The organism is Actinomadura rugatobispora (assembly GCF_042656285.1).
GTDB lineage: Bacteria > Actinomycetota > Actinomycetes > Streptosporangiales > Streptosporangiaceae > Spirillospora > Spirillospora rugatobispora.
In genome coordinates this window covers 1-24477 of the sequence record NZ_JBHSON010000122.1, presented here as the reverse complement: position 1 = coordinate 24477, position 24477 = coordinate 1, and the positions used below count along the sequence as shown (strand labels likewise).

At 77.1% G+C, this 24477-nt stretch carries 2 protein-coding genes; both read right to left on the bottom strand.

Translation table 11 applies throughout. From position 1 onward, the window contains the following. Nucleotides 1–3 precede the first annotated feature (3 nt). Nucleotides 4–4740, bottom strand: coding sequence for a type I polyketide synthase (locus tag ACFPZN_RS49825; RefSeq protein WP_378291141.1), 4737 nt, complete (start codon nt 4738–4740; stop codon nt 4–6). Beyond that, nucleotides 4740–24477, bottom strand: a 19738-nt coding sequence (locus ACFPZN_RS49820) for an SDR family NAD(P)-dependent oxidoreductase (protein ID WP_465252310.1), incomplete at its 5' end; no start/stop codon positions are given. The genes ACFPZN_RS49825 and ACFPZN_RS49820, both read right to left, overlap by 1 nt.

The window sequence follows — 24477 nt, the reverse complement described above, 5'->3', positions numbered from 1 at the left end:
CAATCAGTCGATGTCGCCGGGCTGGAACGCCATGCGGACGAGGTCGTCGACGGCCATGGCTTCGATCTGGGCCTGCTCGTCCCGCCCGTGCTCGTCCAGGTCGCGCTCGCCACCGCCGTCCGGGCCGTCCCGGCCGGCCAGGTCGAGCAGCCTGTCGAGCAGGCCCTCCTGGCGCAGCCGGGCCAGCGGGAGCGAGGCCAGGGCGGCGCGGACCTCGGCTTCGCCGGGCTCGGCGGGCTCGACGGGGTCGGGCTCGGCCAAAAGCGCCTCGCGCAGGTGGTCCGCCAGCGCGAGCGGGGTGGGATGGTCGAACACCATCGCCGAGGACAGCCGCATGCCCGTCCGGGCGCCGAGCCGGTCGCGCAGCTCGACCGACCCGACGGAGGTCACGCCGACGTCGCGGAACGGCCTGCCAGGTTCGACGTCGTCGCGGCCGTCGTAGCCGAGCACCGCGGCGACCTCCGCGCGGACCAGGGCGAGCAGCCGGCGCCGCGCCTCCTGCGGCGCCACCGCCCCCAGTTCGGCGGCCAGCTCGGCCCGGACCCGGCCGGCGTCGCCGCCGTCGTCCCCGCCGGGGGCGAGCACGGCCTCGGGGATCTCCTCGAACAGGACACTGGCGCGGCGCGCCGAGAAGACCGGCGCGAAGCGGGGCCAGTCGAGGTCGGCGACGGTCAGCAGCGTCTCGCCGTGCTCGACGGCGCCGCGCAGCACCGAGATCGCCGGTTCGTGCGCCATCGGCCGGACGCCCTGCCGGGCGAGGAAGTCCTCTGCCTCGCCGACGAGCCCGCCGCCGCCCCAGCTTCCCCACGCGAGCGAGGTGGCGGGCAGCCCGGCGCCGGCGCGGTGCAGGGCCATGCCGTCCAGGTAGGCGTTGGCCGCCGCGTACGCGGCGCTCGCGGCGCTCCCCCACGTCGCGGCTCCGGAGGAGAACAGGACGAACGCCTCCAGGTCCGTCTCCCTGGTCAGCTCGTGGAGGTTGTCCGTGCCGAGCACCTTGGCGGCCAGCACCCCGGCCAGCTCGGCGGGCTCCAGCTCGGCCACCGGCGTGCGGGGGGCGACGCCCGCGGCGTGCAGGACGGCGGTCAGCGGCTGCCCGGCCGGGATCCCGGCCAGCACCGCGGCCAGCGCGGCGCGGTCGGCGACGTCGCACGCGGCGACGGTGACGGTCGCGCCGAGGTCCTCCAGCTCCGCGGCGAGCGCGGCCGCGCCGGGCGCGGCGAGGCCCCGGCGGCCGGTGAGGACCAGGTGCCCGGCCCCTTCGCGGGCCGCCCAGCGGGCGAGGTGCGCCCCGATCTCGCCGGTGCCTCCGGTGATCAGCACGGTGCCGTGCGGCCGCCAGCGCCGCCGGGGCTCGTGCGCCGGGACCGGCGCCCTGCCCAGGCGGCGGCCGAACACGCCCGTGTCGCGGACGGCGACCTGGTCCTCCCGCCCGCCCGCGGAGAGCACCGCTGGCGTGGCGGCGGCCGCCGCCTCGCCGAGATCGGCGGGCAGGTCGAGCAGGCCGCCCCAGTGGTGCGGGTGTTCCAGCGCGATGACCCGGCCGAGCCCCCAGACGGCCTGCTGCTCGGGTCCGGCGATGGTCTCGCCGTCCGACACCGCGACGGCGTGCCGGGTCACCGTCCACAGCGCGCCGCCCGTCGCGGTGTCGGCGCACGCCTGCGCCAGCGCGAGGGTGGCGGCGAGGCCGCGGGTGAGCCCCGGATGATCCGCGTGCGGCCGGGTGTCGGCGGCCAGCAGCGAGACGATTCCGCGCACGCCGTCGCCCTCGTGGGTCCGCAGCCGGTCGGCGAGGGCCGCGCGGGTCGTCTCGTCCTCGGTCAGCCGGATCTCCGCGACCTTCCCGCCCGCGGCGGTGAGCGCCGCCGCGAGCGCCGGGTCGGCCGGGGCGCCGGCGGAGGAGAGCAGCAGCCAGGTGCCGGAGCAGTCCCCGTCCGGGACGGTGATCCGGCGCCAGGTCTCCCGGTAGCGCCAGGAGCCGGTGGGGTCCGCCGACCCCGAGGCGGCGCCGGCGGCCAGCCAGTAGCGGCGGCGCTGGAAGGCGTAGGTGGGGAGTTCGGCGCGCCGCCCGTCGCGCGGCCAGGCCACCGGCAGGCCGTGCGCGTACGCGGTCGCCAGCGCGGTGAGCAGGACGCGCGTCCCGCCGTCCCGCTTCAGGGCGGAGATCGTGACGATGTCGGCGGACGCGGCCTCCGCAGCCTGCGCGATGGACGGGGTCAGCACCGGGTGCGGGCCGACCTCGATGAAGGTGCGGAAGCCGTCCGCGATGAGGGCGTCGGTCGCCTGGTGGAAGCGGACGGGATCGCGCAGGTTGCGGATCCAGTAGCCGGTGTCGAGGGTGGCGCCGTCCACCCACTCCCCGGACACCGTGGACAGGAAGGGGATCCGCGGCGGCAGCGGCGTGATCCGGGCCAGTGCCGCGCGCAGCTCGCCGGTGACGGCGTCGACCTGCGGCGAGTGCGAGGCGTAGTCCACCTCCACCCGGCGGGCGCGGACGTCCCGCTCGGCGCAGGCGGCGAGCAGCTCGGCGAGCGCGTCCGGCGCGCCGGACACCACGGTCGCCGCCGGCCCGTTGAGCGCCGCGACGCAGATCCGCCCGTCCCACCGGCCGGCCAGCTCCCGGGTCGCGGCCTCCCCGAGCGCGACCGACACCATGCCGCCCTCCCCGGACAACGCGGTCAGCGCCCGGGACCGGCCGACGACGACCCGCGCGCCGTCGGCCAGCGACAGCCCTCCGGCGACCACGGCGGCGGCGATCTCCCCCTGGGAGTGGCCGATCACCGCGTCGGGCCCGACCCCGGCGGCCTCCCACACCGCCGCCAGCGACACCATCACGGCGAACACCACCGGCTGGACGACGTCAACGCGTTCCAGGGCCGCCGCGTCGTCCAGCGCGGCCGTCAGCGACCAGCCCGTCAGCGGGTCCAGCGCCTCGGCGCACTCGGCCATCCGCGCGGCGAACGGCGGCGAGGACGCGAGCAGCTCCCGCCCCATCCCGGGCCACTGGGTGCCCTGGCCGGGGAACACGAACACGGTCCGGCCCGCGCGGCCCCGGACCACGCCCGCCACCGTGCCGTCCCCCGGTTCACCGGCGGCGACGCCCGCGAGCCCGGTCAGCAGCTCGTCCCGGTCCGCGGCGGTCACGACGGCGCGGTGCGCCAGGTCCGCGCGGCCCGCCGCCAGCGAACCGGCCACGTCCCGCAGCCCTGCGCCGGGGTGCTCCAGCAGGAACTCGCGCAGCCGCGCGGCCTGCCCCCGCAGCGCCGACTCCGACGCCCCCGACACCGCGAACGGCAGCACGGGAGCCTCCCCGGTGGGCTGGGTGACCTCGGGTTCGGGGTCCGCGGGGACCTGTTCGAGGATCACGTGCGCGTTCGTGCCGCTGAACCCGAACGAGGACACCGCCGCCCGCCAGGGCCTTTCGAGGTCCGGCAGGGGCCGCTGGCCGGTGGCCAGCTCGACGTCCCCCGCGCTCCAGTCGACGTTCGGCGTGGGGGAGTCGACGTGCAGCGACGCCGGGACCACGCCGTGCCGCAGCGCCAGCACCATCTTGATCACGCCCGCGACGCCCGCGGCGGCCTGGGCGTGCCCGATGTTCGACTTGATGGATCCCAGCAGCACCGGCCGCCGCCGGTCCTGCCCGTAGGTCGCCAGGACCGCCTGCGCCTCGATCGGGTCGCCGAGCGTCGTGCCGGTGCCGTGCGCCTCCACCACGTCGACATCGCCGGTGGACAGGCCCGCGCTCGCCAGCGCCGCCCGGATCACCCGCTGCTGCGACAGCCCGTTCGGCGCCGTCAGCCCGTTGGACGCGCCGTCCTGGTTCACCGCGGAGCCGCGCACCACCGCGAGGACGGGCCGGCCCGCACGCCGGGCGTCCGACAGCCGCTCCAGCAGCAGCAGGCCGGCGCCCTCGCTCCAGCCCGTCCCGTCGGCGGCCGCCGCGAACGGCTTGCACCGGCCGTCGAAGGCCAGCCCGCCCTGCCGGGAGAACTCCGCGAACACGCTCGGCGTGGACATCACGGTCACGCCGCCCGCCAGCGCCAGGTCGCACTCCCCGGCCCGCAGCGCCTGCACGGCCAGATGCAGCCCCACCAGCGACGACGAGCACGCCGTGTCCACCGTCACCGCGGGGCCCTCCAGGCCGTAGGCGTAGGAAAGCCGACCGGACGCGACGCTGCCCGCGACGCCCGTGGTCAGGTAGCCGCCCAGGCCGTCCGGGATCTGCGCCCCCGAGGCGTAGTCGTGGTACATCACCCCGACGAACACCCCGGTCAGGCTGCCCTTCAGCGAGTGCGGGCCGATCCCGGCCCGCTCGAAGACCTCCCAGGACGTCTCCAGCAGCAGCCGCTGCTGCGGATCCATCGCCAGGGCCTCGCGCGGCGAGATCCCGAACAGCCCCGCGTCGAACTCCCCCGCGTCGTAGAGGAACCCGCCCTCCGGCCGGAAGCCGGAAGCGTCGCGGGCCCAGCCGCGGTCGTCCGGGAACGCCGAGATCGCGTCCCGGCCGTCCGAGACCAGCCGCCACAGTTCCTCGGGCGTGCGCACGCCGCCCGGATAGCGGCAGCCCATGGCGACCACGGCGATCGGCTCGCGCGCCCTGGCCTCGGCGGCCTCCAGCAGCCGCCTCGTGCGCAGCAGGTCCTCGGTGGCCCGCCGCAGGTAGTCGCGGTACTTCCGGTCGCCGTCCACGGCTTGGCCCCCTGTCTCCGCCGCGGTGTCCGCGGCCTCGCCGACGCGGTCCATCAGGTCGTTCCGAGGTTCTTGTCGAGCAGGTCGAACAGCTCGTCGTCGCTGGTGCCGGCGAGATCGACCGCGGCGGCCGGCTCCTCGGCGTCGTCCCAGCGCGCGAGCAGGGAGCGCAGCCGTGTCCTGATCCGTGTCCGGTCCAGCCCGGCGGGGAGGTCCTGGAACGCGGTCTCGACCTCGTCGAGGCGGCCCAGGATCGCCTCGTCCGCGGCCGCCTCCGCGAGCCCCAGCTCGTCGTGCAGGTGGTCGGCGACGGCGGCCGAGGTCGGGTAGTCGAACACCAGGCTCGGCGCCAGGACCAGCCCGGTCCGCCGGTTCAGCCGGTTGCGCAGTTCGACGGCGGCCAAGGAGTCGAAGCCCAGCTCGCGGAAGGGCAGGGCGGTGTCGACCGTCCCGGTGCCGGCGTGCCCGAGCACCGCGGCGGCCTCGGCGTCCACCAGCTCGCGCAGCACCGTCCGCCGCTGCTCCGCGGTTCTCCCCCGCAGCAGCCCGGCGAGCGCGTCCCGGCCGCCGGTGCCGGCCTGGCGCCGGGACGGGGCGCGCACCACGCCGCGCAGGACGGGCGGCACCGCGTCCATCACCGTGCCGAGCTTCATCGGCACCAGCACGGAGGCGTCGACGGTCCGGACCGCGTCGAGCAGGCCGAGGCCCTCCTCGACCGAGAGGGCGTCCGGGCCGGGCTCGGCCCGCGCGTTCTCCCGCCACATGCCCGCGTCCCAGCGGCCCCAGGCCAGCGAGACGCCCGCGAGCCCGGCCGCCGCCCGCTCGCCGGCCAGCGCGTCGAGGAAGGCGTTGGCGGCCGCGTAGTTCGCCTGGCCCGCGACGCCGAACACCCCGGCGGCCGAGGAGAACAGCACGAACGCCGACAGCGGCGTCCCCGCGGTCAGCTCGTGCAGGTGCCGGGCCGCGTCCACCTTGGGCCGCAGCACGGCCGCCAGCCGCTCGGGCGTGAGGTCCGTGACGAGCCCGTCGTCCAAGACGCCGGCGGCGTGCACGACCCCGGTCAGGTCCGGGATCGTCGCGAGCAGGCTGCTCAGCGCGGTCCGGTCGGCGGCGTCGCACGCCTCGACGCGCACCTCGGCGCCGAGCCCGGACAGCTCGGCGGCGAGCCCGGCCGCGCCCTGGGTGCCGGCGCCGCGCCGTCCGGTCAGCACGAGCCGCCGCACCCCGTGCTCGGTGACCAGGTGCCGGGCGACGGCGGAGCCCAGCGCGCCCGTGCCGCCGGTGACGAGCACGGTGCCCGCCGGATCCCAGGCGAAGGCGCGGTGGCCGGGGTCCGGGGCGGCCCGCGCGAGGCGCGGTACGCGCAGTTCCGCGCCGCGGATCGCGATCTGCGGTTCGCCCGCGGCGAGCGCGGCGCGCAGCAGCTCCGGATCGAGGTCGCCGTCGTCGAGATCGACCAGGACGAACCGGTCCGGATGCTCGGCCTGCGCCGACCGCACCAGCCCGCACACCGCCGCGGCCGCGGGATCGGCCGGGCCGCCGACGGCCGCGCCGCGCCGCGTCACGATCGCGAGCAGGCCGGCCGGCGGCCCCGCGAGCCAGGACCGCACGGTGGCCAGCGCCCGTGCCGTCGCGGCGTGCGTCGCCGCGACGATGCCGGTTGCGGGGGCGCCCTCGGCTTCGGGCAGGAAGGACACGAGCACGGGACCGGGCTCGGCGGCCGGGTCCGGTCCGGTGGAGCGGACCTTTTGCCGGGCGCGGCGGAGCAGCGCGGCCAGCTCGCCGCCGTCGCCTGCCACCCGCCATCCGGTCTCGGCGGCCGGGGGCGGGGGCGTCGGCGTCAGCATCGGCCAGTCGAGCCGGAACAGCGACTCGACCGGGTGTTCGCGTAGCCCGAGCTCCGTGGGCAGCGGCCGGAACTCCAGCAGGCCGACGGAGGCGACCGGCCGGCCCGCGCCGTCCGCCATCTGCAGCGCGACACCACCGTCGGCGGCGGAGATTCGTACCCGCAGCCGATCGGCGCCGGCGGCGTGCACGGTGACCCCGTGCCAGCCGAAGGGCAGCTGCCCCGGCCCGTCGCCGCCGAGCCCGACCGCGTGCAGCGCCGCGTCCAGCAGGCCCGGATGCAGGGTCAGGTCGTCACCGGGAACGCCTTCCCCGAGCGCGACCTCGGCCAGAACGTCCTCGCCCTGGCGCCACGCCGCCCGCAGGTTGCGGAAGGCGGGCCCGTATACCAGCCCGGTCTCGGCGAGCCGTTCGTAGAGTTCGTCCACTTCGAGCGGGGTCGCCTGCGGGGGCCACTCGGTCAGCTCGAACGACGGCGCGTCCGGGCCGGTGCCCAGCCTGCCGGTCGCGTGCAGGGTCCAGGGCGCCTCGGTGCCCTCCGGACGCGAGTGAACCTCCAGGGCGCGGCTCCCGCCGTCGCCGGGTTCGCCGACCGTGACCCGCACCGCCACGCCGCCGGCACGGGGCACGATCAGGGGCGCCGCCAGGACGAGTTCGTCGAGCGCGTCGCACCCGACCTGGTCGCCCGCGTTCACCGCGACCTCGACCAGGACTGCGCCGGGGACCACGACGGTGCCCGCCACCGCGTGGTCGGCGAGCCAGGGTTGGGCGTCGAGCGCCACGCGGCCGGTGAACAGCATCGCCTCGGAGTCCGGCAGGGACACCGCGCCCGAGAGGATCGGGTGCCGGTTCGCCCCGATGCCGAGGGACACGGCGTCGCCGGTCGCCCTAGGCGGCTTCGGCCAGTAGTAGTCGTGCTGGAAGGCGTAGGTCGGGACGTCGGTGAACCGGCCGGCGATCGGCCAGGTGACGGGCAGGCCGTGGACGTGGGCCTCGGCCAGCGCGGTCAGCAGCCGCCCGGGGCCGCCGTCGCCGCGGCGCAGCGTCGCGACCGCGGTCAGGTCCGTCCCGGCGGGGAGCACCGGGTCCGGGCCGATCTCGATGACGCTTTGGAAGCCGTCGTCGCGCAGCGTCCCGATCGCCTGGTCGAGGCCGGTGTGCACGGTGGCGCCGAGGAGTTCGCCGAGCCGGTCGCCCGTACCGGTGGACAGCAGCGGCATCGCCGCGGGACGCGGCTCGATCCCCGTCGCCGCGTCCGGGCCGAGCACGAGCAGCCGGGCGGCGTCGGCCAGGTCCAGCACTCCTGCGGCGCAGGCGGCGGCGAGGATCCCTTCGGCGTCCCCGACCACCGCCGCGGGCGTCACCCCGCACGCCTCCCACAGCGCCGCCAGCCCAAGCAGGACCGCGAAGGCCGCCGGCCCGTCGCCCTCGGCCCCACAGTCGACGGCCTCCACCAGCGACGAGCCGGTCAGCGGGTCGAGGACCTCGGCGCATTCGGCGATCCGCGCCGCGAACACCGGCGAGGACGCCCGCAGTTCCCGGCCCGCGCCGGACCAGCAGGATTCCTTGCCGGGGAACAGGAACGCGGTCTTGGCCCCGGCGGTTGCGGTGGTTCCATGCACGGTCGCGGCGTCCGGCGTTCCCGCCGCGAGCGCGGCCAGGCCCGTCAGCAGCGCGTCACGGTCGCCGGTGACGACGACGGCGCGGTGCCGCATCGCCGACCGGCCCTCCGCCAGCGACCACGCCATGTCGCCGAGGTCGATCCCGGGGCGCTCCTCGACGAACTCCAGCAGCCGCGCGGCCTGCGCCCGTAGCGCCGCTTCCGTTTTCGCCGACAGCGCGAACGGCAGCACCGGGGAATCCACGATCGGTGCGTCAGGCCGCGCGGGTTCCTCCGGCTCGGGTGCCTGTTCGATGATGACGTGGGCGTTGGTCCCGCTGAAGCCGAAGGAGGAGATCCCGGCGCGCCACGGGCGGCCGACCTCGGGGAGCGGGCTGTTCTCGTCGGTGAGCTGGACGTTGCCCGCGCTCCAGTCGACGTGCGGGGACGGCTCGTCCAGATGCAGCGACGCCGGAACCATACCCCGCTCCAACGCCATCACCATCTTGATCACACCGGCCACGCCCGCCGCGGCCTGCGTGTGCCCGATGTTCGACTTCACCGACCCCAGCAGCACCGGACGCTCCCGGTCCTGGCCGTAGGTCGCCAGCACCGCCTGCGCCTCGATCGGATCACCCAGCACCGTCCCGGTGCCATGCGCCTCCACCACGTCGACCTCACCGGCCGACAGACCCGCACTCGCCAGCGCCGCACCGATCACCCGCTGCTGCGACAAGCCATTCGGAGCGGTCAACCCGTTGGACGCACCGTCCTGGTTCACCGCAGAGCCGCGGACCACACCCAGGATCCGATGACCACGACGCCGCGCATCCGACAGCCGCTCCAGCAGCACCAGCCCCGCACCCTCACCCCAGCCCGTGCCATCAGCCGCCGCCGCGAAGGGCTTGCAGCGCCCGTCCCCCGACAGGCCGCCCTGCCGGGCGAACTCCACGAACGCGGCGGGCGTAGCCATCACCGTCACCCCGCCCGCCAACGCCAGATCGCACTCCCCCGACCGCAGCGACTGCACCGCCAGATGCAACCCGACCAGCGACGACGAACACGCCGTGTCCACCGTCACCGCGGGACCTTCCAGCCCGAACACATAGGACAGGCGGCCTGACACGACGCTGCCGGAGCCACCGGTGCCCAGGTATCCGGCCAGTTCCTCGTCCTGGATGAGGCCGACGTAGTCGTGGTACATGACCCCGACGAACACTCCGGTCCGGCTGCCGCGAAGCGACGGCGGGTCGATCCCCGCCCGCTCGAACGCCTCCCAGGAGGTCTCCAGCAGAAGCCGCTGCTGCGGATCCATGGCCAGGGCCTCGCGCGGCGAGATCCCGAAGAACGCGGCGTCGAACTCGGCCGCGTCGTCGAGGAACCCGCCCTCGCGCACGTCGTCGTCCGTGCCGCGATAGATCAGGTCTGGCCGCCAGCCGCGGTCGGGCGGGAACGCGCCGATCGCGTCCACGCCGCGCTCCAGCATCGCGTAGAACGCCTCGGGCGAGCCGGCCCCACCGGGGTAGCGGCAGCTCATGGCGACGATCGCGATGGGCTCGTCCACCGCGGCCGGGCGGGCGGCGGCGGTCCGCGCGGTGGCGCCGAGCAGGCGGTCGCGCAGGTATCCGGCGACCGCCTCGGCCGTCGGGTAGTCGAACACCAGCGTCGCGGGGAGCCTCAGACCGGTCGCCTCGGCCAGCGCGTTGCGGAACTCCACCGAGGTGAGCGAGTCGAAGCCGAGGTCGGCGAAGGCCGTCACGGCGCCGACGTCGTCGGGCCGCGCGTGGCCGAGGACGGCGGCGGCGTGGCCGCGCACCAGGCCGAGCAGCGCCTCGTCCCGCTCGGCGGCCGGGAGCCCCGCCAGCCGGTCGGCCGGGGCCGAGTCCGCGGCCACCGTCCCGGCCCGGCGCCGCGCCGGGCGGCGGACGAGGGCGCTCAGCACGTGCGGGACGGGACCGGTGCCGGCGCGCAGCGCGGCGAAGTCCAGCCGCACCGGGACGAGCACCGCCTCACGGCGCGGCAGCGCCGCGTCGAGCAGCGCCAGCCCTTCGTCCACGGCGAGTTCGAGCACGCCGCCGCGCGAGTAGCGGCGCGCGTCGGCGCGGGCCGCCATGCCGCCCGCCCACATGCCCCAGGCCAGCGACAGCGCCGGCAGCCCCAGGGACATACGGTGCCGGGCCAGCGCGTCGAGGAAGGCGTTGGCGGCGGCGTAGCCGGCCTGGCCCGCGGCGCCGACCACACCGGCGGAGGAGGAGAACAGCACGAACGCGGTCAGGTCGGCTCCGCGGGTCAGCTCGTGCAGGTTGAGGGCGGCGTCGACCTTCGGCCGCAGGACCGCGCCGAGCCGTTCGGGGGTCAGGGAGGTGAGCATCCCGTCGTCCAGGACTCCGGCCGCGTGGACGATGCCGCGCAGCGGGCGCTCCTCGCCGATCAGGGCGAGCACCCGTTCGACGTCGGCGCGCTCGGCGGCGTCGGCGGCCTCGACGCGCACCGTGGCGCCCAGGTCCGCCAGCTCGGCCGCCAGGTCGGCCGCGCCGGGCGCGTCCGGGCCGCGGCGGCTGACGAGCAGCAGGTGCCGGACGCCGTGCTCGCGCACCAGGTGCCGGGCGACGGCGGCGCCGAGGTCGCCGGTGCCGCCGATGATCAGGACCGTGCCGCCGGGGTCGAACGCCTGCCCGTCCGGCGCGGCCGGGTCCGCGGCCGCGTCCGCTCCGGCGCGGGCCAGCCGCATTCCGTGGCACTGGCCGGCGCGGACGGCGACCTGCGGTTCGCCGCTGCCCAGCGCGTCCGGCAGGGCGCCGGCCGATGCCGGTGAACCGTCCAGGTCGACGAGCTGGAACCGGCCGGGATGCTCGGCCTGCGCCGTACGGACCAGGCCCCACACGGCGGCGCCGCCGAGACCGCCATCGGTCGCCCCTTCGGTGATCAGGGCGAGCCGCGCCGCCGCGAGCCGGTCGTCGGCGAGCCAGCCCTGGAGCAGTTCCAGCACCCGTTCGGACGCCGACCGGACGGCCGCCGCGGACCTGCCGTCGCCGGTGGGCGGCCGGTACAGCGCGACGACGTCCTCCGGGACCCGCCCGGCCGCGACGGCGGCGGCGAGCTCGTCCGTGTCCGGGTACGCGTCGCCGCCGAGCTCGACCGCGGCCGCGGCGCCCGGAGCGGCGTCCAGTTCGACCCACTCGGGGCGGAACAGCGCCTCCCCGGCGATGGAGCCGGTGGCGCGCAGCCCGCCGGCGGGGAGGGGGCGCAGGGTGAGCTCGCCGACCGACAGGACCTCCTGCCCCGCCGGGTCGGTGGCGGTGATCGACAGCGCGGTGCCGCCGAGCGCGGTGACGCGCACCCGGATCCGGGTCGCGCCGGTGGCGCGGAGCCGGACGTCCCGCCAGCAGAACGGCAGCGCGGCCCCCTCCGCCCCGGCGGTGCCGGCGATCCCGGTGCCGGCCGCGTGCAGCGCGGCGTCGAGCAGCGCCGGATGGACGCCGAACCCGTCGGCGGCGCCATGCTGGCCCGGCAGCTCGACCTCGGCGAAGGCGTCCGCGCCGCGCCGCCAGACCGCGCGCAGCCCTTGGAACGCCGGCCCGTACTCCAGGCCGCCCGCCGCGAAGTCCGCGTAGAGGCCGGCGACGTCGATCCGGTCGGCCGGAGCGGGCGGCCAGGTGCCGATCTCCGGCCCCGGGTCGCCGTCGCCGGCGGCCAGGACACCGTCCGCGTGCCTGGTCCACGGCTCGTCCGGCGCGGCGCCGTCACGGCGCGCGTAGCAGACCAGCTCCCGGTCGCCGGCCTCGTCCGCGCCGGAGACCGACACCTGCACCTGGACGCCTCCGTCCTCGGGCAGCACGAGTGGCGCCTGCACGGTCAGCTCGCGGATCCGGCCGCAGTCCGTCTCCGCGGCGGCCGCGAGCGCGAGTTCGACCAGCACGGCGCCGGGGACCACGGCGGCGCCGGACACGCGGTGGTCGGCGAGCCAGGGCTGGATCTGCGCGGACAGCCGCCCGCTGAGCAGGACGCCGCCGGAATCCGCGGGCGCGACCACCGCGCCGACCAGCGGGTGCCCGGTGCGCTCTCCCGCCGCGCCCGTGAAGACGGCGGCGGGCCAGTAGCGCTGGTGCTGGAACGGGTACGTCGGCAGGTCGACGCGCCGCGCGCCGCTGCCTGCGAAGTAGCCGGACCAGTCGACCGGGCAGCCCCGGGCGACGAGCGCGCCCAGCGCGGACACCAGCGCGACCGGTTCGGCCTCGCCCTTGCGCAGCGCCGCGACGGCGTCGCCGCCGGTACCGGCGAGGTTCTCCTTGATGAGCGAGGTCAGCGAGCCGTCGGGGCCGACCTCCAGGAAGGTGGTGACGCCCTCGGCGGCGGCCGCGCGCACACCGTCGGCGAACAGCACCGTCTGCCGCACGTGCCGGACCCAGTAGTCCGGCGTGGCGAGTTCCTCCGCGGTGGCCAGCCGCCCGGTCACGTTGGACACCACCGGCAGCCGGGGCGGCTGGACGGCGATCCCCGCGCAGACCCGTGCGAAGTCCTCGAGCATCGGCTCCATCAGCGCCGAGTGGAAGGCGTGCGAGACCCACAGCCGCCGAGCGCGCCAGCCGCGCTCGGCGCACCGCGCCTCCAGCTCGCGGACGCCCTCGCGCGGGCCGGACAGCACGACCGCGGCCGGCCCGTTCACCGCGGCGACGTCGACCCCGGCGGGAGCCACCCGCCGCACGGCGTCCGGAGCGGCCTGGACGGCCAGCATCGCGCCGCCCTCGGGCAGCGCCTGCATCAGCCGGGCGCGCGCGGCGACCATGGCCGCCGCGTCCGGCAGCGTGAGCGCCCCGGCCACGTGCGCCGCGGTGATCTCGCCGAGCGAGTGGCCGAACACCAGCTCCGGCTCGATCCCCCACGAGGCGAGCAGCCGGAACAGCGCCACCTCGACGGCGAACAGGGCGGGCTGCGCGAACCCGGTCGAGTCGATCACGTCCGCGCCGTCGAACACCACCTCGCGCAGCGGGCGGCCGAGCAGCGGGTCGAACGCCGCGCAGACCTCGTCGAAGGCCGCGGCGAACGCCCCGAACGCCTCGTACAGCTCCCGGCCCATCCCGGCGCGCTGCGAGCCCTGCCCGGAGAAGACGATGCCCAGGCGCGCGGCCGCCGGGGCGGTCCCGGTGATCACGTTCGCGGCCGGTTCGCGGCAGGCGAGCGCGGCCAGGCCGCGGGCCAGCTCGTCGCGGTCGCGGCCGACGACGACCGCCCGGCTGGGCAGCGCGGCGCGGGTCGTGGCGAGCGACCACGCCAGGTCGACCGGGCCGGCCGCGTCCAGGACGGGCATGAGCTGTGCGGCCCGGTCGCGCAGGGCGTCCTCGGTCTTCCCGGACAGCACCAGCGGCAGCAGCGGCGGGACCGCCGGCTCCGCAGCGGTTTCGGGCGCGGGTTCGGGCGCCTGCTCCACCACCACGTGGGCGTTGGTCCCGCTGAACCCGAAGGAGGACACCGCGGCCCGCCGCGGGCGCTCGACCCGCGGCCACGGCCGGGACCGCGTCACCAGCTCGACGGCCCCGGACGACCAGTCGACGTGCGGGGACGGCTCGTCGGCGTGCAGCGTCGCGGGCACCGTGCCGTGCCGCAGCGCCAAGACCAGCTTGATCAGCCCGGCCACGCCCGCCGCAGCCTGGGTGTGGCCGAGGTTGGACTTGACCGACCCCAGCAAAACCGGATCGTCCCGGTCCTGCCCGTAGGTCGCCAGCACCGCCTGAGCCTCGATCGGGTCGCCCAGCCGCGTCCCGGTGCCGTGCGCCTCGATCACGTCGACGTCGGCGGGGGACAGCCGGGCCGCGGCGAGCGCCTGCCGGATCACCCGCTGCTGGGACGGGCCGTTCGGCGCGGACAGCCCGTTGGACGCGCCGTCCTGGTTCACCGCGGAGCCGCGGATCACCGCGAGCACGGGATGGCCGTTGCGCCGCGCGTCCGACAGGCGCTCCAGCAGCACCAGGCCCGCGCCCTCGCTCCAGCCGGTGCCGTCCGCGCCCGCGCCGAACGCCTTGCAGCGGCCGTCGGGCGCCAGTCCGCGCTGCCTGCTGAAGTCCACGAACGAGATCGGCGTGCTCATCAGCGCCACGCCGCCCGCCAGCGCAAGCGCGCACTCGCCGTTGCGCAGCGCCTGCGCCGCCAGGTGCAGCGACACCAGCGACGACGAGCAGGCCGTGTCGACCGTGACGGCCGGGCCCTCCAGGCCGAAGGTGTAGGCGATGCGGCCGGACACGACGCTGCCCGCGGTGCCGGTGCCGACGTGCCCGTCCAGGTCGCTCGGCGCCCGCTGCACGAGCGAGGCGTAGTCGCCGTACATCACGCCGGCGAACACCCCGGTCCGGCTGCCGCGCAGCGACAGCGGGTCGATGCCGCCGCGCTCGAACACCTCCCAGGTGATCTCCAGCAGCACCCGCTGCTGCGGGTCCATCGACAGCGCCTCGCGCGGCGAGATGCCGAACAGCCCGGCGTCGAACTCCGCGGCGCCGGACAGGAACCCGCCCTCGCGCGTGTAGGTGGTGTTCGGCCGCGTCCCGGTGGGGTCGTAGAGCGCGGCCAGATCCCAGCCCCGGTCGGACGGGAACTCCGAGATCGCGTCGCCGCCGGCCAGCAGCAGCCGCCACAGGTCCTCCGGCGAGCGGACGTCGCCCGGATAGCGGCAGCCCATCGCCACGACCGCGATCGGCTCGTCGGCGGGGACCGGCGCCGCGCCGGCGTCCAGGGTGCCGGCGGCCGGGGCGCCGCCGTCCCGGGTCACCTCGGCGAGCACGTGGCGGGCGAGCGCGGCCGGGGTCGGATGGTCGAACACCAGGGTCGCCGGGAACCGGACGCCGGTGGCCGCGCCGAGCCGGTCGCGCAGCTCGACCGCGGTGAGCGAGTCGACGCCGATCTCGTTGAACGGGATGTCCGGATCCACATCGGCCGCGCCCCGGTGGCCGAGCACGGCGGCGACCTCGGCGCGGACCAGGTCGAGGCACCGGGTGCGCCGCTCCTTCTCCGACACGCCCGCGAGCCGGGCGGCGAGCGGAGCCGGCCTGGGCCTGCCGAGCACCTTCGGCCGCGGGATGCGCGCGACGTCCCGCAGCAGCGCGGGCACCGGCTCCGCGCTCGCCCATGCGGCGCGCAGCACCGAGATGTCCAGCCCCATCGGCACGTGCACGGGCCGCGGCGCGGCGAGCGCGGCGTCGAAGAGGGCGAGGCCCCGTTCGACGGGCAGCGCCACCACGCCGGTGCGGCCCAGCCGGCGGCGGCCCTGCTCGCCGAGCCCCGCGGCCATACCCTCGCCGGCCCACGGCCCCCAGGCCAGGGAGGTCGCGGGCAGCCCGCCGGCGGCGCGGTGCCGCGCGAGCGCGTCGAGGAAGGCGTTCGCGGCGGCGTAGTTCGCCTGCCCGGCCCCTCCGAACGTGCCCGCGGCGGACGAGAACAGCACGAACGCGGCCAGGTCCATGTCCCGGGTCAGCTCGTGCAGGTTCAGCGCGCCGTCCACCTTGGCCTTCATGACCCGCTCGACGCGCTCGGGGGTCATGGCCGCCAGGACGCCGTCGTCCAGCACGCCCGCGGCGTGCACGACGCCGGTCAGCGGGAACGGCAGCGCGGCGATCAGGGCGGCGAGGCCCTCCCGGTCGGAGACGTCGCAGGCGGCCGAGGTGACCTGCGCGCCGAGGACGGTCAGCTCGGTGGACAGCGCGTCCGCCCCGCCGCGGCCGACCAGCACGAGCCGGCCGACGCGGTGCGCCGTCACCAGGTGCCGCGCGACGGCCGCACCGAGCGCGCCGGCGGCTCCGGTGATCAGCACGGCGCCGTCGGCGGCCCACGGCACCGGGCCGTCGCCGCCGGGTTCCGGCCGCACCAGGCGGGGGGCGTGCACGGCGCCGTCCCGGATCGCCACCTCCGGCTCGTCCAGGCCGATGACGGCGGGCAGCACGGCGAGGGAGCCGGGGCCGTCGTCGAGATCGGCCAGCATGAGGCGTCCGGGGTGCTCGGCGGACGCCGCGCGCAGCAGGGCCGCCACCGGCGCGCCCACCAGGTCGGGGGCGCCGGTGCCGGGTGCGCCGGCCGCCGCGCCGCGGGTGAGGACGATCAGCCTGGTGCCGCTCAGCCGGTCGCTCGCGAACCAGTCCTGTGCCAGCTCCAGGGCCTGCACGGTCGCGTCCCGGACCGCCCGCGCGAGGTCGCCGGACGCGGTGTCCGGCCGGTCGGGGAGCGGGAGGAGGACGGCGTCCGGCACCGGCGCCCCCGCCTCGACCGCGGCGATGAGGGAGCGCAGGTCCGGGAACGCGTCCTCCCCGGCGCCGGGGAGCGACCCGGCCACCAGGACGTCGCGGTCGTCTTCCTCCGGCACGGTCAGCTCGGTCCAGCCCACCTGGAACAGGGCCTCCGGCGCGTCTCCGCCGCCGGCCTGCGCGAGCTGCGCGGGCGACACGGGCCGGGTGGTGAGCGCGTCCACCGCCACGATCGGCCGCCCGCCGGTGTCGGTCACCGCCAGCGCGATCCGGTCGCCGTCCACCGGTGCCACCCGGACGCGCAGCACGGCGCCCTCGCCGCCGCCGGCACCGTGCAGCCGGACGCCGTTCCAGACGAACGGCAGCTCCACCGGCCGCTCCTCGTGCCGCGGCGCGCCCAGCACGTGCAGGGCCGCGTCCAGCAGGGCGGGGTGCAGCTCGTACCGGTCGTCGGCGGTCTCCTCGGGCAGGGCGATCTCGGCGAACAGCTCCGCGCCGCGGATCCACGCGGCGCGCAGCCCCTGGAACACCGGGCCGTAGGTGATGCCGCTGGCGATCACCCGCTCGTACAGGTCGGCGGTGTCGAGCTCGGCCGCGCCCGGCGGCGGCCACTGCTCCCCGTCGGGCGCGGGTTCCCCGCCGGGGCCCTCCACCGGGTCGAGCGTCGCGGTGACGTGCCGCGTCCACGACTCCTCGGCGGCCGCGCCGTCGTCCCTCCTGGAGTAGATCGCGAGCGCGCGGTGCCCGCTCTCGTCCGGCGAGCCGATGGTGACCTGGACGGTGATGCCGCGGTGCTCCGACAGCACCAGCGGCCTCTCGACCGTCAGCCCCGACACCACGGCGCCGCCGACCCGGCGGCCCGCGTGCAGGGCGAACTCGACGAACATGGCGCCCGGCACCAGGACGTTGCCGAGCACGACATGATCGGCCAGCCACGGGAACGCGGTCAGCGACAGATGCCCGGTCAGCACCAGGCCGTCGGTCTCGGCGAGCGCGACGGCGGCGCCGAGCACCGGGTGCGCGGTGGCGGCCACGCCCGGCGCGGCGCCGGCCGCCGGCGGCAGCCAGTAGTGGCGGCGCTGGAACGCGTAGGTCGGCAGGTCGATCAGGCGCGGCGGCCCCCCGGGACCGGTGAGGTAGCGGCTCCAGTCCACGGCCGGCCCGTGCGCGTCGAGCGCGGCGACCGCGCCGAGCAGGGTCGCGGTCTCCGGCCGGCCGCGGCGCTGCCCGGCGACCGAGACCACCTCGCCGGCCGCCGCGCCGTGCGGGATCGCCCGGACCAGCGAGGTGAGCGACCCGTCCGGGCCGAGCTCCAGGAACCCCGACACGCCGGCCGCGGCCGCGGCGGCGACACCGTCGCCGAACCGGACGGTCTCGCGCACGTGCCGCACCCAGTACGCGGGGTCGCACAGCTCGTCCGCGGCGGCCCGTCCCGTCACGTTGGAGATCACCGTCAGGTCGGGCCGGTGGAACTCCACGCCGTCGAGCGCGCGCCCGAACTCCTCCAGCATCGGCTCCATCAGGAAGGAGTGGAAGCCGTGCCGGACGGCCAGCCGGCGGACGCGGCGGCCCGCCGCGGCGAACCGGGCGGCGACGGCCTCGACGGCGTCCTCCCGGCCGGAGACCACCACCGATTCCGGGCCGTTCACGGCCGCGATCTCCGCGCCGTCCACCAGTTCGCCGCGCACCCGCGCCTCGGAGGCCTCGACGGCGGCCATCGCGCCGCCCTCCACCCCGGCCATCAGCCGCCCCCGCGCGACCACGAGGCGCACCGCGTCGGCCAGGCCGAACACCCCGGCCACGTGCGCGGCCACCACCTCGCCGAGCGAATGGCCCAGCACCGCGCCGACCGGCACGCCCCACGACCGCACCAGGCGGTACAGCGCGACCTCGAACGCGAACAGCCCGAGCTGGGTGAACAGGGTGCCGGTCAGCCCGTCGGCGCCGGCGTCGAAGACGGCCTCGCGCAGCGAGCGGTCCACCAGGCCGTCGGCCACCGCGCAGACCTCGTCGAAGGCTTCCCGGAACACCGGGAAGGCCGCGTGCAGCTCCCGGCCCATCCCCGCCCACTCCGAGCCCTGGCCGGAGAAGACGACGGCCAGCCGGCCGCCGCGCACGGCGGTCGTGCCGGCCTCCCCGGCGGCGACCCGGTCCAGCTCCGCGAGCAGCCCGTCCCGGTCCGCCGCCACGACGACGGCGCGCCGGTCCAGCCGCGCCCGCGCGCGGGCCAGCGACCACGCCAGGTCGGGCAGCGCGATCGCCGGATCCGCCTGCACCAGGTCCCGCAGCCGGGCGGCCTGCGCGCGCAGCGCGCCGCCGGACTTGCCGGAGATCGCGAACGGCAGCGGCCGTCCGTCCACGGCTGGCGCCAGGGGCGCCGCGGCGAGGGCGGCGCCGGGCGCGTCGGGGGCCTGCTCGATGATGACGTGCGCGTTGGTGCCGCTGATCCCGAACGACGACACCGCCGCCCGCCACGGCCGGTCCACCTCGGGCAGCGGGCTCGGCTCCGCCGCGAGCCGGACGGCGCCGGCGCTCCAGTCCACGTGCGGGGACGGCTCGTCCAGATGCAACGACGCGGGGACCACGCCCTCCCGTAGCGCCATCACCATCTTGATCACACCGGCGACCCCGGCCGCCGCCTGCGTATGACCGATGTTCGACTTCACCGACCCCAGCAACACCGGACGCTCCCGGTCCTGCCCGTAGGTCGCCAGCACCGCCTGCGCCTCGATCGGATCGCCCAGCACCGTCCCGGTGCCGTGCGCCTCCACCACGTCCACCTCGGACGCCGGCACCCCCGCCGCCGCCAGCGCCGACCGGATCACCCGCTGCTGCGACGCCCCGTTCGGCGCCGTCAACCCGTTGGACGCGCCGTCCTGATTGACCGCGCTACCACGCACCACGCCCAGGACGCGGCGCCCGTTGCGCACCGCGTCCGACAACCGCTCCAGCAGCACCAGCCCGACGCCTTCGGAGATCCCGGTGCCGTCGGCGGCGGCGGCGAAGGACTTGCAGCGGCCGTCGCCCGCCAGCCCGCCCTGCCGCGCGAACTCGACGAACGTGCCCGGCGTCGCCATCACCGTGACGCCGCCCGCCAGCGCCAGATCGCACTCACCCGACCGCAGCGACTGCGCCGCCAGATGCAGGCCCACCAGCGACGACGAGCACGCCGTGTCCACCGTCACCGCCGGGCCCTCCAGCCCGAACGTGTACGCGACGCGGCCGGAGGCGATGCTTCCGGACGTCCCCGTGCCGAGGTACCCGGAGATCCCCTCGGCGGAGGTGTCCTGCCGGGCCCCGTAGTCGTGGTACATGATCCCGGCGAACACGCCGGTCTGGCTGCCCCGCAGCGACAGCGGATCGATGCCGGCGCCCTCGAAGGTCTCCCATGAGGTCTCCAGCAGCAGCCGCTGCTGCGGATCCATGGCGACGGCCTCGCGCGGCGAGATCCCGAACAGCTCGGCGTCGAAGCGCCCCGCGTCGTGGAGGAACCCTCCGGCGCGCGTGAACCGCGGCTCCTCGCCGTGGGTCCCTGGTTCCCAGCCGCGGTCGGCGGGGAACCCCGACACCGCGTCGGTGCCCGTGCCGACCAACTGCCACAGGCTCTCCGGCGAGTCCACCCCGCCCGGGAAGCGGCAGCCCATCCCGACGATCGCGATCGGCTCGTCGGTGGCGGCCGCGCGGGTCGCGGCGGCCCCGGCCCCGGCCCGGCCGGTGATCTCGGCGAACAGGTGGTCGGCGACCGCCGCCGGCGTCGGATGGTCGAAGACCAGGGTCGCGGGAAGCCTGAGGCCGGTGCTCGCGCTCAGGCCGTTGCGCAGCTCGACGGCCGTCAGCGAGTCGACGCCCAGCCCCTGGAAGGTGCCGTCCGGGTCGATCGCCGCGCCCGAGGCGTGCCCGAGCACGGCGGCGGCCTGCGCGCGCACCGTCTCCAGTAGTGCGCTCCGCTGCTCGGCCCTGGGCAGCGCGAGGATCCCCTCGGCCGCCTCTCCCCCGGTCCCGGCCGCGGCGCGCCGCCGCACGGGACCGGCGAGCGCGCGCAGCACCGCGGGCAGCCGGCCGTCGGCCGCCAGGCCGCGCAGCCCGGCGATGTCGAACCGGGCGGGCACCAGGGCGGCGTCCGCCCGGCCGAGCGCGGCGTCGAACGCGGCGAGCCCCTGCTCGGTCGACAGGGGGCGCACCCCGGCACGCGCCATCCGCCGCAGGTCGAGGTCGGTCAGGTGCCGGGTCATCCCGCCGCGCTCCGCCCAGAAACCCCAGGCCAGCGCGGTGCCCGGCAGCCCGGCGGCGTGCCGGCGGACGGCCAGCGCGTCCAGGTAGGCGTTGGCCGCGGCGTAGCCGGCCTGCCCGGCGCCGCCCAGCACTCCCGCCGCGGACGAGAACAGCACGAACGCGGTCAGGCCGAGGTCCGCGGTCAGCTCGTGCAGGTGCCAGGCGGCGTCCACCTTGGCGCGCAGCACGGCGTCGACGCGCTCCGGCGTCAGGGCGGTGACGACGGCGTCGTCCAGGACGCCCGCCGCGTGCACCACCGCGGTGAGGGGGTGCCCGGGGTCCACCTGGCCGAGCAGGTCGGCGACGGCGGCGCGGTCCGCGACGTCGCAGCGGACGTTGGCGACGGCGGCGCCGAGCGCGGTCAGCTCGGCGGGCAGGTCGCCGAGGTCGCCGCTGCGGCTGGCCAGCAGCAGGTGCCGCACGCCGTGCTCGGCGACCAGGTGCCGGGCCACCAGGCCGCCGAGCGTCCCGCTCGCCCCGGTGACCAGGACCGTCCCGGCTGGCGCGAACCCCGGCCCGGTCGCGGGCGCGGCGGGCTCGGCCCGCACCAGCCTCGGCACGTGCACCACACCCGCCCGCACGGCGGCCTGCGGCTCGTCGCCGCCCAGCGGGAGGGGCCCGAGCGGGCCGTCGAGGTCGATCAGCAGCAGCCTGCCGGGGTTCTCGGTCTGCGCGGAGCGGACCAGGCCCCAGACCGCGGCGTGGGCCGGGACGGCGACGTCCTCCCGCCCGGTCACGGCGACGGCGCCGCTCGTGACGAGCACCAGGCGGCGGCCGGCGAACCGCTCGTCGGCCAGCCACCTCTGCACCAGCTCCAGCACGGCGTGCACGCTCTGGCGCACCGCCGCCGGGCCGTCCGCGTCCGGTACGGGCACCCGGACCACGACGTCCAGGGGCGGGACGCCCGCCTCCGCGACCTCACCCAGCCCGTCCAGATCGGGGAACGCGCCGGCGCCGGACGGCGGGTCGCCGGTCCCGAGCAGGACGTAGTCGGTGGTCGGCGGCACCTGCGCGGCCTGCCAGGCCAGCCGGTACATCGGCTCGGGCGCGGCACCCCGCGCCCGCTCAAGCTGCTCGGCCGAGATGGCCCGCACCGCGAGCGACTCCACCGAGACGACCGGCTCTCCGGCGGCGTCCGCCGCGAACAGCGACACCGCGCCGGGACCCGCCGCGCGGAGCCGGACCCGCAGCGTCCGCGCGCCGGTCGCGTACAGCGCGACGCCGCGCCAGGAGAACGGGATCCCGCCCGGCGTCCGGTCGCCATCGGGACGGGCGCCGTCCAGCAGGGACGCTGAGTGCAGCGCGGCGTCCAGCAGCGCCGGGTGCACGCCGAAGCGGGCGGCGTCCGCGTCCTCGCCGGGCAGGTGGATCTCGGCGTAGACGTCGCCGCCGTACGTCCAGGCGGCGCGCAGGCCCCGGAACACCGGCCCGTACTCGAAGCCCGACGCGGCGAGCCGGTCGTACAGGTCGCCGGTGTCCAGTTCCACGCTCCCGGCGGGCGGCCAGGCCGCCAGGTCCGCTCCGGGCGCGGGCCGCCCGGACGCCAGGACGCCGCCGGCGGTGCGGGCCCACTCCCCCTCCGCGCCGCCGTCCGGCCGCGCGTGCACGGTGAACGGGCGGCGCCCGTCCGCACCGGCCCGGGCCACCTCGATCTGCAGCGCCACGCCGCCGGTCTCGGGCACCACCAGCGGCGCCTCCAGCGTCAGCTCCTCCACGAGATCGCAGCCGAGCTGGTCACCGGCGCGGAGCGCGAGCTCGACGAACGCCGTGCCCGGCACCAGCACCGTGCCGGACACCGCGTGGTCGGCGAGCCACGGCTGCCCCGCCGCCGACAGGCGGCCCGCCAGGACCAGGCCGTCCGAACCGGCCAGGGTGATCGCGGCACCGAGCATCGGATGGTCGGCGGCGGCGAGGCCGGCCGCGGAGACGTCGCCGGCCGCCGGCCCCTCCGGAAGCCAGTACCGATCGCGCTGGAACGCGTACGTCGGCAGGTCCGCGTACCGTCCGGCGGGCAGCGGCCAGCGCACCGGCAGGCCGGCCGCCCAGGCGGCGCCGAGCGAGCGGAGCAGGCGGCCCGCGCCGCCGTCGTCGCGGCGCAGGGTGGTCAGGACCGTCCCGGCGGTGTCGGCCTGCGCGCACGTCTCCTCGATCGCGGGCGCCAGCACCGGGTGCGCGCTGACCTCGACGAACCGGCGGTGGCCCGCGGCGAGAAGGTTCTCGATCGCGCTGTGGAAGCGGACCGGCTCCCGCAGGTTCCGGGCCCAGTAGTCCCCGTCCGGCAGGACGCCGCCGGCGCCGTCGATCAGGTCCAGGGTGGTCGACGACATCAGCGGCACGCTGCCGTGCAGCGGCGTGACACCGCCGAGCGCCGCGCGCAGCTCGTCCATGACCGCGTCGACCTGCGCGGTGTGCGAGGCGTAGTCCACCTCGATCCAGCGGGTGCGGACCTCGCGCTCGGCGCAGGCCGCCGCGAACTCCGCCAGCTCCGCGCGGCCCCCCGCGACCACCACCGCGGCGGGGCCGTTCACGGCGGCCACCGACAGCCCGGCGAAGGGGGCCGCGAGCGTTCCGGCGTCGGCCTCCGGCAGCGCGACCGACAGCATGCCCCCCTGCCCGGACAGCGCGGTGAGCATCCGGGAGCGGACGGCCACCACGCGCGCCGCGTCCTCCAGCGACAGCACGCCCGCCACCGCCGCCGCGGCGATCTCGCCCTGCGAGTGGCCGGCGACCGCGTCCGGCACGACCCCGTACGACTCCCACACCGCCGCCAGCGACACCATCACCGCGAACGAGACCGGCTGGACGACGTCCACCCGGCGCAGCGCCTCGGCGTCGCCGAGCGCGTCCAGCAGCGACCACCCGGTCAGCGGGTCCAGCGCCGCGGCGCACTCGGCCATCCGGGCGGCGAACACCGGCTCGTCCGCCAGCAGTTCCCGGCCCATGCCCGCCCACTGCGCGCCCTGCCCCGGGAACACGAACACCGTCTTGCCCCCGGCGCCGTGCGCCGTGCCGGACACCACGCCGTCCGACGGTTCACCGGCCGCGATCCGGCCGAGGCCGGCGGCCAGCTCGCCGTGGTCCGCCGCCACCACCACGGCCCGGTGCTCCAGCTCCGCGCGGGTGGACGCCAGCGACCACGCCAGATCGTCCAGCCCCGGACCGGAGGGTTCCGCCAGGAAGTCCCGCAGCCGCGCGGCCTGGGCCCGCAACGCCTCCGCCGACTTCGCCGACACCACGAACGGACGTACGGCCGCACCGCCGGACACCGTTTCCCGGGGTGCCTGCTCCGGCGCCTGCTCGATGATGACGTGGGCATTGGTCCCGCTGACCCCGAACGAGGACACCCCGGCGCGCCACGGCCGGTCCAGCTCGGGCAGGTCGCGCGCCCCGGCGGCCAGCTCGACCGCTCCGCCCGACCAGTCCACGTGGGGGGACGGCTCGTCCACGTGCAGCGTCCCGGGCACCACGCCATGCCGCAGCGCCATCACCATCTTGATCACACCGGCGACCCCGGCCGCCGCCTGCGTATGACCGATGTTCGACTTCACCGACCCCAGCAGCAGTGGACGGTCGCGATCCTGCCCGTAGGTCGCCAAGACCGCCTGGGCCTCGATCGGGTCGCCCAGCACCGTCCCGGTACCGTGCGCCTCCACCACATCCACATCACCGGCCGACAAGCCCGCACTCGCCAGCGCCGACCGGATCACCCGCTGCTGAGCCTGACCGTTCGGCGCCGTCAACCCATTGGACGCACCATCCTGATTCACCGCCGAACCACGCACGATCCCCAAGATCCGCCGACCGTTGCGCTCGGCGTCCGACAACCGCTCCAGCAGCACCAGCCCGACG